The organism is Nocardioides aestuarii (assembly GCF_039527245.1).
In the GTDB taxonomy this organism is placed as follows: domain Bacteria; phylum Actinomycetota; class Actinomycetes; order Propionibacteriales; family Nocardioidaceae; genus Nocardioides; species Nocardioides aestuarii.
The window spans coordinates 2,646,606-2,658,981 of record NZ_BAAAJT010000002.1 but is presented as its reverse complement, the minus strand read 5'-3'; the positions used below and the strand labels follow the sequence as shown (position 1 = coordinate 2,658,981).

At 67.1% G+C, this 12,376-nt stretch carries 12 protein-coding genes; 5 read left to right on the top strand and 7 right to left on the bottom strand.

All coding sequences use genetic code 11. The annotated features are described in order from the left end of the window. Positions 1-244 precede the first annotated feature (244 nt). The 3 genes from ABD091_RS13455 (at position 245) to ABD091_RS13445 (ending at position 2,064) form a co-directional block, all read left to right on the top strand. Complete coding sequence (locus ABD091_RS13455; protein ID WP_343919239.1) at positions 245-778, top strand: hypothetical protein; 534 nt, start codon at positions 245-247, stop codon at positions 776-778. Positions 779-866: 88 nt separating this feature from the next. Then, positions 867-1,046, top strand: a complete 180-nt coding sequence (locus ABD091_RS13450) for a hypothetical protein (protein WP_343919237.1) — start codon at positions 867-869, stop codon at positions 1,044-1,046. A gap of 40 nt (positions 1,047-1,086) precedes the next feature. Then, entirely contained in the window at positions 1,087-2,064 is a 978-nt protein-coding gene (locus tag ABD091_RS13445; RefSeq protein WP_343919235.1) for a bile acid:sodium symporter family protein, read from the top strand. Here ABD091_RS13445 and ABD091_RS13440 read toward each other — a convergent pair. The 4 genes from ABD091_RS13440 to ABD091_RS13425 form a co-directional block, all read right to left on the bottom strand. Beyond that, positions 2,057-2,911, bottom strand: coding sequence for a DUF1707 SHOCT-like domain-containing protein (locus tag ABD091_RS13440; protein WP_343919233.1), 855 nt, complete (start codon positions 2,909-2,911; stop codon positions 2,057-2,059). The two genes, ABD091_RS13445 and ABD091_RS13440, sit on opposite strands and share 8 nt — an antisense overlap. Positions 2,912-2,929: 18 nt before the next feature. Further along, positions 2,930-4,075, bottom strand: coding sequence for a hypothetical protein (locus ABD091_RS13435; protein WP_343919231.1), 1,146 nt, complete (start codon positions 4,073-4,075; stop codon positions 2,930-2,932). A 243-nt stretch (positions 4,076-4,318) separates the two neighbouring features. Next, positions 4,319-5,578, bottom strand: coding sequence for an HNH endonuclease signature motif containing protein (locus tag ABD091_RS13430; protein WP_343919229.1), 1,260 nt, complete (start codon positions 5,576-5,578; stop codon positions 4,319-4,321). A 127-nt stretch (positions 5,579-5,705) separates the two neighbouring features. Further along, positions 5,706-6,272: a hypothetical protein gene (locus tag ABD091_RS13425; RefSeq protein ID WP_343919227.1), complete on the bottom strand. Its 567-nt coding sequence runs from the start codon at positions 6,270-6,272 to the stop codon at positions 5,706-5,708. Between the two features lie 163 nt (positions 6,273-6,435). Here ABD091_RS13425 and ABD091_RS13420 point away from each other — a divergent pair, with 163 nt between their 5' ends. Beyond that, complete coding sequence (locus tag ABD091_RS13420; protein ID WP_343919225.1) at positions 6,436-6,858, top strand: hypothetical protein; 423 nt, start codon at positions 6,436-6,438, stop codon at positions 6,856-6,858. Here the strand turns inward: ABD091_RS13420 and ABD091_RS13415 are convergent. Together ABD091_RS13415 and ABD091_RS13410 are read right to left on the bottom strand one after the other, a co-directional pair. Beyond that, positions 6,847-7,281, bottom strand: coding sequence for a hypothetical protein (locus ABD091_RS13415; protein ID WP_343919223.1), 435 nt, complete (start codon positions 7,279-7,281; stop codon positions 6,847-6,849). The genes ABD091_RS13420 and ABD091_RS13415 overlap by 12 nt on opposite strands. 17 nt (positions 7,282-7,298) lie before the next feature. Further along, positions 7,299-7,703 carry a homing endonuclease associated repeat-containing protein gene (locus ABD091_RS13410; RefSeq protein ID WP_343919221.1) on the bottom strand — a complete coding sequence of 135 codons (405 nt, stop codon included), beginning with the start codon at positions 7,701-7,703 and terminating at the stop codon, positions 7,299-7,301. Between the two features lie 9 nt (positions 7,704-7,712). Between ABD091_RS13410 and ABD091_RS13405 the strand changes: the two genes are divergently transcribed. After that, a complete protein-coding gene (locus ABD091_RS13405) occupies positions 7,713-10,841 on the top strand; it encodes a DEAD/DEAH box helicase (RefSeq protein ID WP_343919219.1) in 3,129 nt (1,042 codons plus the stop codon). 818 nt (positions 10,842-11,659) lie between these two features. Here the strand turns inward: ABD091_RS13405 and ABD091_RS13400 are convergent. Continuing rightward, on the bottom strand, positions 11,660-12,355 hold the full coding sequence (locus ABD091_RS13400; protein ID WP_343919217.1) for a caspase family protein: 696 nt from the start codon (positions 12,353-12,355) through the stop codon (positions 11,660-11,662). Between the last annotated feature and the right edge of the window lie 21 nt (positions 12,356-12,376).

Sequence of the window (12,376 nt, the reverse complement as noted above, 5' to 3'; positions counted from 1 at the left end):
CCAGTTCACGCCGGCCTCACGGCCGCAGGCGAGCCCACCCCCAGCCCCGAACAGTCGATCCATCCGGGCGAAGTATCGACGGTTTGCACGCGACAGCACGAGCCTCTTCGCACGCGCGGAGAGGCGATCGGCGCTGTCCGAGGCCGACCGCCGTGCTCAGCACGAGTCAGAAGCGATCGCGCAGGAGTGGAAAGGACAGCAGACGGCGTGGCAACGAGAGCTGGATGACCAGTGGGAAGGTCTCATGAGGAACGAGCCCGACACAGTGCTCGGCGTCCTGGCCGTTGCCTTGGAAGACAACGAAGCCTACGCAGCAGCCGTCGGCGTCGACGGTGACGAAGTGTCAATCGTCGTGCTGCTTCCCGAGGTTGAGGTGCTCCCGGAGCGAAAGCCGGGAGTCACCGCGGCAGGCAACCTGTCCCTGAAGAAGTTCACCAAGACTGAGGCCGCTGAGCTCTATAAGGAGCTCGTGGCTGGCCACCTGCTCACGACGGTCCAGGAAGCCCTGGCAGTCGCACCGGCAGTTCAAGTCGTGAGGGTTGTCGGCGTTCGACGTACCACAAAAGGACGAGTGGACGCACTGGTCGCGGCGCGCTTGTCGCGCGCGGCCCTCGCAGCAGCCGCGTGGAGCACGGCCTCTGCAACCGAGATCCTCAACGGCGCCCAGACCGAGCTGGTCGTCAACCAGAAGGGCGTAACGAAGGCGCTCCATGCACTGGACCTACGGCACGAGCCGGGTCTGCAGGCGCTTGTCGACGCGGTGGAGTTCGACAGCTGAGGACGCACTCGCCCGGCATGCTGAGGACCATCGACCCTGTGCCCGGCAACGGTTGTCACCCCAAGATTGCTCGAAGGAGGCGATGACGATGGCATCCAGCAACGCAGGCGCCGCGGGCGGCGGCGCGATCTACGGACTCGGGATGTTCGGCGCATGGGTGTGGTTCTTCACCCAGGCCGACACGTTCCCGCAGTACCTCTACGCGATCTTTCAGGGCATCTTCTGGCCGGCGTACATGGTCTTCGAGGCGTTCCAGGCTTTGAACTGAGTCCCGGGTAGGTCCGGCATCCGTGTGACGATCAACGGCCGTGAGTACTCGGGAGTCCACGACCACTGACTCGACCCTGTCCGCCGAGGACCGCAGCTCCCGGATCGCGGTGACGCTGTTCCCGGTCCTGATCCTCGTCGGCGCGGCGGTCGCGTTCGCGGCCCCGGCGACGTTCACGCCGCTCGGCGAGATCATCAGCCCGCTGCTCGGCATCATCATGTTCGGGATGGGTCTGACGCTGACCCTGCCGGACTTCAAGCTCGTCGCGACCCGCCCGCTCCCGGTCCTGCTCGGTGTCCTCGCGCAGTACGCCGTGATGCCGCTGCTCGGCCTGGGCATCGCCTTCGCGCTCCAGCTCCCCGCCGACCTCGCCGCCGGCGTGATCCTGGTCGGCTGCGCGCCGGGCGGGACGTCGTCGAACGTCGTCACCTACCTCGCGAAGGGCGACACGGCCCTGTCGGTCGCGATGACGTCGGTCTCGACGCTGCTCGCGCCGCTGCTGACGCCGGTCCTCACCTTGTGGCTCGCGGGCCAGTACCTCCCCGTCGACGGCGCGGGCATGGCGCTCTCGATCCTCCAGATCGTGCTGCTCCCGGTCGCCGCCGGCCTGCTCGTCCGGCTCTTCCTCCCGCGCCTGGTCACCCGCGCCCTGCCGGCCCTGCCGTGGATCTCGGTCATCACGATCACCCTCGTGGTCGTCGCCGTGGTCTCCGGCAGCGCCGACTCGATCGTCGACGCCGGGCTGCTGGTGCTGCTCGCGGTGGTCCTCCACAACGGCCTCGGCTACGCCATCGGCTACACCTTCGGCCGCCTCACCGGCCAGCCGGAGCGGGTCCGCCGGACGATGTCGGTCGAGGTCGGCATGCAGAACTCGGGCCTCGCCGCCGGCCTCGCGGCGCAGTACTTCAGCCCGCTCGCCGCCCTGCCCGGCGCCGTCTTCTCGGTGTGGCACAACGTGTCGGGCGCGGTGCTGGCGGCGTACCTCCGCCGCCGTCCCATCGACGAGCCCGTCAGCTGACGTAGCGCCGGACGACCTTGCCCGCGCACGTCGCGTCGACGTACGCCGTCTCGCCGTAGTCGTTGGTGGCGTACGCCGAGAAGCAGGTGCCAGCCTCGCGGCCGAGGGAGCTCACCAGCACATAGGTCGACGTCGGCTCCTCGACGAGCTTCCCCGCCTTCCGCAGCACCGACGCGACCACAGGCCCGTCGAGGTCGGCGAGGTCGAACCGCTCCGTCTGCGCGGTGCCCTTGCCCGTCCACTTCTGCCAGGCGCCGTCGTAGTACCAGCCGTAGGAGCGCTGGCCGTTCTCGTCGACGGGCACCTCGACCACGGCGTAGCGCGGATAGACGGTGGCGTCGAAGACCACGGTGGTTCCGGTCTTCTGCCGCAAGGCGGCCACGAACTCGTCGAATCCCTTGGCCGAGGTGAGGTCGGGCACCGCACGCTCCACCTGGGTGCTCGAGGCGGAGTCACCACCCGAACCCACGCCGCCGACAGTGCCGACGAAGAGCACACCCGCCAGGCCGACACCGAGCAGCACGACAGCGATGATCGCCGCCACGATGATTCCGACGAATGTCCGACGACCTTCCTCGGGACGGGCCGCGCCGTACGCCGTGGGCGTCGCGGCCCGGGTGGCACCCAGCACGTCCGTCGGTCGTTGCGGGACCGGGGCGGCCGTCGTCACTGCCGGCAGCTCCCGCGTGATCGCCTGCAGCTCCGCGATGGTCTGTGCCTGATCGATCCGCTGCAGCCGCAGGTCGTGGTCAGGCTGGCTGATCCGGCCATGGGCGAAGGCAGCGCGTACGACGTCGGCGGCCGCGTTCCGGTCGCCGTCCTTCGCCTTCTTGAACGGGTCGATCACGCGCTCAGGGTAGAGGCCTCAGGCAGCCATGCGTTCGCAGATGGCCGCGAGCTGGAGGCAGCGTTCAGAAACCGGTGCTGACGTGGCCGCCGCCAACCTTCGCCAGCTCGCCGTGTGCTCCGGGGCGACGCTGTGTACGCACGCAGCCTCGAAGACGGCCCTGTCCGTGAGGACCGCTGTCAGATGCGGTCCGATGTGGACCGCGCCGCCGTCGTCGACGACCCGAGCAGCGATCAGCGCCACCTCGGCGACCACGACTCCGTTGGCCACATAGGTCGAGAGGCCGGCGTCGACCAGGTCACGCATGCGTCCCGACAGCTCGCCATCCGGCTCGCGGTCGGCGCCCGGCTCCGGGACGATGTCGTTGCTGAACATCGTGATCCCGTGACAGGAGAAGGCCCACTCGAGACGCTGCTCCTCCCGGCCGCGCGAGATCGCCTCGAGGACGGCCAGCGGGTCCCGCCGGATCCCTGCAGCAGCCTCTCGAGCGGTGACCGCATCGACGGGGACAGGCCGGGTCTCGAACATCTCGAAGGGCGGCACCGAGATCGGGACGATGCGACCGAGGACGGTGTCGGACTGGTCGACGAAAGCCCCGACGTTCAGCACCTCTCGGTCCCGGTCCTCGACGAGGTCCCTGACCGTGACCGTGCGGTCATTGAGGGACAGAAGCCGGTAGACACCCCAGGGCGCCGCGGCCCACTCCCGGATGTGGTCGCACTTCTCGACGAACGACTCGTGGGCCCGGAGGTCCAGGAAGTCGTGCAGCCCGCCCAGCTCGTAAACACACATCTGCTGCACCAACCAGTCGTTGGCCGCCACTAGGTTGCCGTATTCCATCAGGTCGGGTTGCCGGCCCGCGATCCTCTCCAGCTGGTCGAGGTGGGCCCAGACGAGCACGGTACGGACTGCGTCGTCGACCCGCGGGTCCTCCGACATCAACATCCAGCGAAAGGCTTGGTCGACGCACCAACGGGACTGGATCCACGCTGGTGCGTCCTCACCCAGGTCGGCAATCTCCCGCAGGCGGTATCGGTGCATCGACCGCTCCACCACGAGGCCGCTCAGGTGGTGAGCGAGCGCTCCCGCAGCGTCACCGCGCGCCGCGGCCTCCATCTCGGCCTCGAACGCTTCGCGGTCCGCATCGGTGATCAGGTGGTCCATGCTCTGACCGGGCCGGAGCGTGGCAACGGTGACCCGACCGCTCGCAGACGAGGCGTCGGGCCTGCGAGCTCCACGCGTTCTCTGCTGCTTTCGCTGGGACTTGGTGGGTCGGGAGCGACGACGCTTCTTCGAGACTGGCATGCCGACAACTTCCCGCGGACGGGGCACTGACGCTCGATGAGCGGGCCGAGCCTGTGGAAGACGATGAGGGCGGCGCCATTGTGGAGAGAAAGTGGCCTGCCCTTACGTCCGCCGATGGAATCGGTAGTCGCCGTTCGGCAATCGCTTCATGTCGTAGCGGGGGTCGTGGGCGCGGTGGTGGTGCCAGCCGCAGTAGAGGACTCCTTCGTCGACGCTGGTGCCGCCGCCCTTTGACCACGGTGTGAGGTGGTGCGCCTCGCACCAGTCGGCTGGGATGTCGCAGCCCTCGGCCCGGCAGGTCTGGTCGCGCAGTCCCATCGCCAGCCGCATGGCCGAGTCGTGGAACCGCTTCTTGCGGCCGACGTCGAGCGGGCGGGACCCGCCACCGAGCACCACGGGGATGATGCCGGTGTTGCAGGCGAGCCGGCGGGCTTCGCCGGCGCTGATCCGCGTGCCGGTCGACAGTCCTGCCGTCGCCAGGTCGGTGGTGAGCTTGTCGTGGTCGAGCGTGACGACCACGGTCGCGGCCACGCCACCGTGGGCGGGGGACGCCGTGCTCGGCAGCCGCTCGAGCAGCGAGCAGAACCCCTGGGCGAGCAGCAGCGAGTAGGGCAGCCGCTCCCCCGTCGTCGGATCACGCCGGTCGATATTCTCGAGGTGGTCGCGACGCGGAGAGGCATAGGCGTGGAGCTGGGTGTAGAGCAGGTCGGCGTGCAGCACGGGCAGGTCGGCGGTGATTCGCACGAGCCCGTCACCGAGGTCGCGTCGGGTCACGCGCATGAGACGGCAAGCTCGTCGCTCGCCACGCTCGATGGCCTGCCGTTCGATCTCCTCCGCGACCTCGGGAGCCAGCACCTCGAGCACCCGCTGACCTAGCGTGCGCAGCTCACGCGGCCCGAAGTCGGCCGCCTGTTCCACCAGGTGCGCCTCGGCGCGCCCAAGCAGCGAGGGGTCGGGGTCGGACGGGAGCGCATCCAGTGCGGTAGCGATCACCTCGGCCTGCGCACGCGACACGTCGCCGACGGCGAGCGCGGACGCCAGGACGTCGTACCGCTCGTCCAGGGCCTCCCCGAGCCGTTGGAGACGGCGCCCGTCCGAGCGCTCGAGACGAGCCGCGTGGGCGAGCCACGCCCCCGGGTTCCTGGCCGAGACCTCGTCCGCCACGTCGGCGGAGGCCGCGAGCACCGACGCCCGCAGCCCCTCGAGCCGGGCGATCTGGCGCGACAGGTCGACCAGCGCCCGGCGCTTGGCCGAGGTCGGCAGGTAGGTCGCCTGGCTGCCGGCTGCGTCGTCGAGGGCAGCACCGATCGCGGAGACACACCTCTCGATCGGGTGCTCCAGCGGGATGGCTGCCTGACTCATGCCTCCACGCTCGGCGCGACCACCGACAGGACCGGCCCGGCGACGAAACCCCTGTGGAAACAGGTGTTCCGGGGCCAGTTGTGGATGACAACTGGCCCCGGAACGGGGAGGGAGGAGTGGTGGAGCGTCAGCCCTGGGCGACCCAGGGCGTCATGACCCGGCGGTCACCGAGCCAGTCGACGAGCCCGTGCGACGAACCGTCGGTGCGCTGGCCCGAGACGCGCATCGCGACGCGTACCTCGTCGGCGCCGCCGAGGGCTTCCTGCGAGACCCGCAGGTGCACCTGCTCGGCCGTGAAGTCGAGGGTCATCTGGTAGGAGCCCTCGACGGGCTCGCCCCAGTTGGCGCTGGCGAAGCCGTCGGTCTCGAGGAGCTGGTAGTCGGTGCCGCTGTAGAAGCCGCCGACGAGGACGTACTCCGGGCCCCAGTCGTCGCGGTCGGTGTCGAGGTAGATCCGGCCGCCGGAGCCGGACTTGAAGTCCGGCACGAGGTTGTCGTGGGTGGAGGTGACGTGCACGTTCTTCGGTCCGTTGACGACGGAGACGTCGCGGATGTCGGAGCCGTGGAATGTGTCGCGGCTGTCGTCGACGCCGTAGCGCTCGGCGTTGGCCGTGCCGGCGAGTCCGGCGGTCAGCCCGACGGTGAGGGCAGCGGCCGACAGGGCGACGGCGGTGCTGGTGAGGGAGGTACGCATGACTGTTCTCGGTTTCTCGTGAGTGGTGGTCTGCCCTGCCGGGCCACGTCCCTCGAACGGGACGTGCCACCAAGACGCACCTCCGGCCGCGATGGTTGCAATCGCCGTCAGGGCCTGTGGATGACGGACACCACGGATCGCCGATCCGGGGAAGGGTGGAGCCATGACCTTCCGACCGATCATTCGCACCCAGCAGGACCTCGAGGACGCCTGGCGTGAGCTCATGGGCCCGCTCGGCTTCACCCGCACCAGCATCTGGCTGATGCTGATCGAGGCCGACGGGACCCCGATCCCCCAGCTGAGCAAGATCGAGGCACCCGTCGCCGTCCCGATTGCGGCCGAGCTCGACGCGTTCACCGACATGGTCGGCGGGCTCGTGCGCGAGTTCGTGCCCGGCGGCCGCGTCGCCTTCCTCCGCAGCCGCCCCGGTGCACCCGGGCTCACGGTCGAGGACCGCGCGTGGGCGCAGGCGCTGTACGCCGCAGGGCGGGCCGCCGGCGTACCGGTCGAGGTGGTCCACCGAGCCTGTGACAGCGACCTCGTGCCCGTCCCGATGGACGAGTCGGTCCCGGACTCAGCTGCCTGAGCCGAGCTCCTTCGGATCGTCCTTCGTGGACGACTTCGCTCGCGACGCGATCTTCCGCGCAGCGCGTCCAGCGCGCTTGCTCACCCTCAGCTCGTCGTGCTGTTCGGGAGTGACCCGCTGAGAGAGGTTGGCCCGCTTCACCAGGTCTGCGAGCGGCGTGACCACCTCGGGGTACGCCGCCACCGGCTCGTCGCCAGCGAAGACGACGAACACGACCTCGTCCCCCTCCCGCTGCCGCAGGACGCTCCCGGCGGCGAGGCCGCGAGCCTTGTCGAACGCGGCGTTGCGGTTGGCGACGCGCTTGCGCTGGGTCTCGACGGCCTCCTTGGCCGCAGGCCCCACGACCTTGGCGGCCGCGACCGCGTGCGGGCCGTACTTCGCCGCCAGCTTGGCGGCCTTGGCTGCGTTCGACGATGCAGGCATAGGACCAGCCTGCCACTTCAACGGGAGGCGGCAGCCACCTTGGCCACGTTCCAGCCTCCGAAGACATTCCGCACTGTCTGCCCGCTCGGCACCTCATGCCGACCCTTCGCCCAGGCTGCATAGGCGGCGAATGACTGCCCGCCGGCCTCCGGATCAGCTAGGAACTCCGCCACGGCTGCAGCCACGCTGGTCTCGTTCCATGACGCGGAGCGACCTGCCCGCTGCGCGTTGGTGGCAAGCCCGGCCGCCGCGCACGCCTCGTTCCAGGATCCGAAACGGTGAACGATGGCCAGCCAGGTGGGCAGACCCCGCGCCCGCTGAACGCGCTCGTAGGCACCGGTCGACATGGGCTGCCCGACCAGAGCAGCCACCTCGCGAAGCCCGCGGAGCATCTGCTCGTCGCTGTACCTCTGCTGGACCACGAGCCCAGCATGCCGCACGAAACGCACGAATATCCGCCTGGCGTTTGCGAAGCTCGTCCCGTGGATCTCGGACTATACGAATCGCTGATCACCGAAGCTCTCTCGAACGAGCTTGAACCCATCGCTGATGGTGATGTGCGAATCGGCGCGGTGGATCCGGCCGATCAGCCGCATGTCTTGGCCCGCCACGTGTACGACGTCGTGCACCGCGTGCTTGCCAACACCAGGGACCCCCAATCGCGCCTCGACCTGGTGAACCGCGTTCTCCTCGACCTGGAGTCAGCGGAGGACCGAGTCCAGCCGCCGGCGGCCCAACTTCTCCGCATCGCATCAGTCTCTGCTCCGGGGATTCTCGCCTTGGAAGACGTCCGACCGAGCACCCCACTTAGCGAGGCAGCGCTGCTCACCAACACCAAGGGCGAGCCCAACCTAGGCGCGGAGCTTCGCGCCGAGATCGACACCGCAGACGAGGTCGATCTCCTCTGTGCCTTCGTCAAGTGGCACGGGCTCCGCTTGCTCGAGCCCGAGCTTCGTCGTCTGCAGTTGCGCAAAGCTCCGTTGCGCGTCATCACCACGACCTACATGGGCGCCACCGAGCGAGCCGCGCTCGATCGACTGGCTCGCGAGCTCGGCGCCCAAATCAAGGTGCAGTACGACGCCCAGCGCACGCGGCTCCACGCCAAGGCATGGATGTTCCGACGCCAGACCCGATTCGACACGGCATATGTGGGCTCTTCCAACCTCTCCCGCGCCGCGCTTCTCGACGGTGTCGAGTGGAACGTTCGGATCTCGCGAGTAGGAACGCCGACGCTCCTGGAGAAGTTTCACGCCACCTTCGACACCTACTGGAACGACGCCAGTTTCGAACCGTATGACCCCGATCGTGACCGCGACCGGCTTGATGACGCCCTGGCCGAGGCATCAGGGGTCTCCAGACACAACCGCGTGACCATCACCCTGTCGGGCTTGGAAGTGCGGCCGTTCTCCTACCAGCAGGAGATGCTCGATGCGATCGAGGCGGAGCGCAACGTACACGGCCGTCATCGCAATCTGGTGGTCGCGGCTACCGGGACGGGCAAGACTGTTGTTGCGGCGCTCGACTATCGGCGTCTCTGTTCAGGCTTGGACCGTCCCCGTCTGCTCTTCGTCGCTCACCGCCGCGAGATTCTCGAGCAGTCCCTCCGCACCTACCGCGAGGTGCTCGCTGACGAGAGCTTCGGCGAGCTCTACGTCGGCGGCGCACGTCCCGAGCGGTGGCAGCACGTGTTCGCCAGCGTCCAGTCGCTCACCTCCTACGGGGTTGCGAACATCCCCGCAGACGTCTTCGACATCGTGGTGATCGACGAGTTCCACCATGCCCAGGCCGTCACCTACCGACGACTCATGGACCATCTCGCGCCCGGCGAGTTGCTCGGACTCACGGCGACACCAGAACGCGCTGACGGGCTGGACGTGCGTGCGTTCTTCGACGGCCGCACGGCTGCCGAGCTTCGCCTGTGGGACGCCCTCGGCGCAGACTTGCTGTGCCCGTTTCACTACTTCGCCGTGGCCGACGGCACGGACCTGCGAGACATCGGCTGGAGTCGCGGTCGCTATGACGAGGCTGAGCTATCAAACGTCTTCACCGGCAACCGAGCGCGGGCGGCCATCGTGCTCAGCCAACTGCGAGACAAGGTTCTCGACCCAGGGCGGATGCGGGCTCTGGGATTCTGCGTGAGCGTTGCCCACGCCGAGTTCATGGCTGACGTCTTCAACGAGGCCGGCGTTCCAGCTCGCGCCGTCAGCGGAGCGACGCCGGCACACGCTCGCGAGGAAGCTCTCGCGGACCTCAAGGCTCGTCGGGTGAATGTTCTGTTCGCTGCCGATCTCTTCAACGAGGGACTCGACCTTCCGGACGTTGACACGGTGCTCTTCCTACGTCCCACCGAAAGCGCCACGGTCTTCCTCCAGCAGCTCGGTCGGGGGCTGCGGCGTACGGCGTCGAAGGCCGTGCTGACCGTGCTGGACTTCGTGGGATACCACCGCAAGGAGTTCCGCTTCGACATCAAGCTTCGGGCCTTGACCGGCTACACGCGACGCGGTCTCGAGCGAGAGATCCAGCGGGACTTCCCCTTCCTGCCGTCCGGCTGCCAGATCGTCATGGACAAGCAGGCGCAGTCTCTGGTGCTCGACAACATCCGGTCGCAGGTGGCCAGCCGCTGGAGCCAGATGACAGCCGAGCTACGGTCATATGGCGACCAGGATCTGCCCACCTTCCTGCGAGAGTCGGGGATCGAGCTGTCCGACATTCTTCGTCAGGGTCAGCGCTCATGGACGCAGTTGCGGCGGGCCGCCGGGCTACCGACTCCGATGGGCTCCGATCACGAGACCAAGCTGCTGAAGCGAGTGCGAGCCTTCACTCACGTCGACGACCCCGCCCGGGCCCAGGCATATGACCGTCTGCTCGATGAGGAAATCACCGACCTCACGCATCTGTCGCCGGCGGAGCAGCGACTCGCGCGGATGCTTCTGTTCTCCCTATGGCCCGATGGGGGCGGCCACTCCTCGTACGCGGCGGGCATGCGCGCCTTGCGCGAGGAGACCGCCGTCCGCGGGGAGCTTCGCTCTGTCGTTGACCTCTCCTTCGACTCCGCCCGACACCAGACGACGCCCCTCGACGGACCACTGGCTGCCGTGCCGCTCCATATTCACGGCCACTACCAGCGGGAAGAGATCCTGACCGCCCTCGACTACGCCTCATTGGAACGGAAGCCGACGAGCATGATGCAAGGCGTCGCCTACTCGGCACGTTTCAACGCCGACATCCTGTTCGTCACCCTCAAGAAGTCCGAGGCCGACTACTCGCCCACCACGATGTACCGCGACTACCCGATCAGCCCCACGCTGTTTCACTGGGAGTCCCAGTCGACGACGACGGTCCAATCGCCAACCGGCCAGCGGTATCTCAACGGCACCAGCAACGTGCTGCTCTTCGTCCGAGAGCATCATCTGGATGACTTCGGCACCGCGCCGTACCTCTTCCTCGGCCCAGCGCACTACGTCTCACACGAAGGCGAACGACCCATCGCGATCACCTGGCGACTGGACCAGCCGATGCCTGCGGAGTTCTTTGCCTCGGCCACGGTGGCTGCCGGCTGAACGGAAGCGACCTAGAGTGCAAAGCATGTCATCGGTGCCCGAGCTGCTGCGTGCCTTCATGGACGAACGCGACTGGTCCCAGTTCCATAGCCCGGAGAACCTCGCCAAGAGCATCGTTATCGAGGCCTCTGAACTCTTGGAATGCTTTCAGTGGTCGCCGGAGGCAGATGCGGCCAGGCCAGTGGTTTACACACAGGCTTGGCGCTTCCCAGGCCGAGCCGCCCTGCTGCTGTACACGCGTTCAGTGGCGCAGGTCAAAGGTGTACAACCGTTTGACGATCGAACGCGCAGGTCCGTGTCATGGTGTCCGACCAAAAGCCCTGTCTCAATGACGTCGTGCTCCACGGGGTTCGGGACGCCGATCACCCATTCACCGGCGCATGACCTTCTCGTCGACGTCGAGCTACACCAGCAGGTCCGTGCTGGCCGCGACAGTAACTACAGCGACCGGGTACAGATGCTTTCGCCTGGCCCCGAAATAGGCCGCCACTACAGACCATTTGAACGGGATGGGTACCCACGCACTTCGGCACCACTATGCGTCCGTGTTGATCCGATACGACGAATCAGCGACGACAGTGCACGCGGATCTCGGACACGCCTCCCCGGGCCAGGTTAGGAACCTACAGCGCATTTGTGCTACGACTCTGACGAGCGGACATGACTGATAAACAACACTGAGTCGTGCCTTGGTTGAAATCGAAACCCCGCCGAGAACACAGATGGGAACCTGGACCACTGATCGAGTCACACGGATAGGTTCCGTGGAGCGTCACCTCTCCTCGCCGCATGGTCTGCAGGAGGTCAACGACCTTCGCCTAATTGCGGTCGCGGAGAACAACATCCGTCGAAATATGCGCTTTCAAGACTGGCGTCTGCCCCAAGGTCGGCAACACCACTCGTACGTTCTGGAAAACGTCGAAGACGGTCGCTGGCCCGTCACTCTGAATCCGGGCATCGGAGAGCGCACCAATGAATTGTTCGGTGAATTGACTTGTGGGGTCACCACCCCAGGCGGACTCGAACTCGCGCGAAGCGGCCAGGATTGCCACGTTCTTCCTCAGCAACAGCGCGTCGAACCTCGTATCGAGTGTGATATCGCCAGCTGCCCCGGAGTGGCAGCAGTCCAGGATAATCGTGAGGCTAGCGAACGTCTTCTGATTCGCCCGATGAAGGAGAGAGTCGAATGCGAATCCAGCGTCAAAACTGCCGTCTGTATCTGCGCCAGCCAGATGCAGGCCGTATGGCGTGTTAGAAGCATGGCCGGAGAAGTAGATAAGACCGTCTGTGATCGGCCCCGCATCGAACCACGCGTCCGTCGTCCGCATAAGATCTTCAACGGTCAGCATGTTGTCGTCGTCGCTGACCTGGACGGTCACCTCAAAGTTGTCGGTACCACCAACGTGGTAGCGAAGCAGGTCTGCGACTTGCTCGGCATCAGCTACTCCTGAAGGCAAGTTGGGGAGTGCTTCCGACTCGTACGTGGCCATGCCGAAGACCAGGGCACGCCGCATCGCCGGCGGTGACGTTGAATC

Excerpts from the sequence above, each read along its gene's own strand:
- ABD091_RS13455 (WP_343919239.1), top strand. The coding sequence starts at position 245 with ATGAGGAACGAGCCCGACACAGTGCTCGGCGTCCTGGCCGTTGCCTTG.
- ABD091_RS13450 (WP_343919237.1), top strand. The coding sequence starts at position 867 with ATGGCATCCAGCAACGCAGGCGCCGCGGGCGGCGGCGCGATCTACGGA.
- ABD091_RS13435 (WP_343919231.1), bottom strand. The coding sequence starts at position 4,075 with ATGGACCACCTGATCACCGATGCGGACCGCGAAGCGTTCGAGGCCGAG.
- ABD091_RS13430 (WP_343919229.1), bottom strand. The coding sequence starts at position 5,578 with ATGAGTCAGGCAGCCATCCCGCTGGAGCACCCGATCGAGAGGTGTGTC.
- ABD091_RS13425 (WP_343919227.1), bottom strand. The coding sequence starts at position 6,272 with ATGCGTACCTCCCTCACCAGCACCGCCGTCGCCCTGTCGGCCGCTGCC.
- ABD091_RS13420 (WP_343919225.1), top strand. The coding sequence starts at position 6,436 with ATGACCTTCCGACCGATCATTCGCACCCAGCAGGACCTCGAGGACGCC.
- ABD091_RS13415 (WP_343919223.1), bottom strand. The coding sequence starts at position 7,281 with ATGCCTGCATCGTCGAACGCAGCCAAGGCCGCCAAGCTGGCGGCGAAG.
- ABD091_RS13405 (WP_343919219.1), top strand. The coding sequence starts at position 7,713 with ATGCCGCACGAAACGCACGAATATCCGCCTGGCGTTTGCGAAGCTCGT.
- ABD091_RS13400 (WP_343919217.1), bottom strand. The coding sequence starts at position 12,355 with ATGCGGCGTGCCCTGGTCTTCGGCATGGCCACGTACGAGTCGGAAGCA.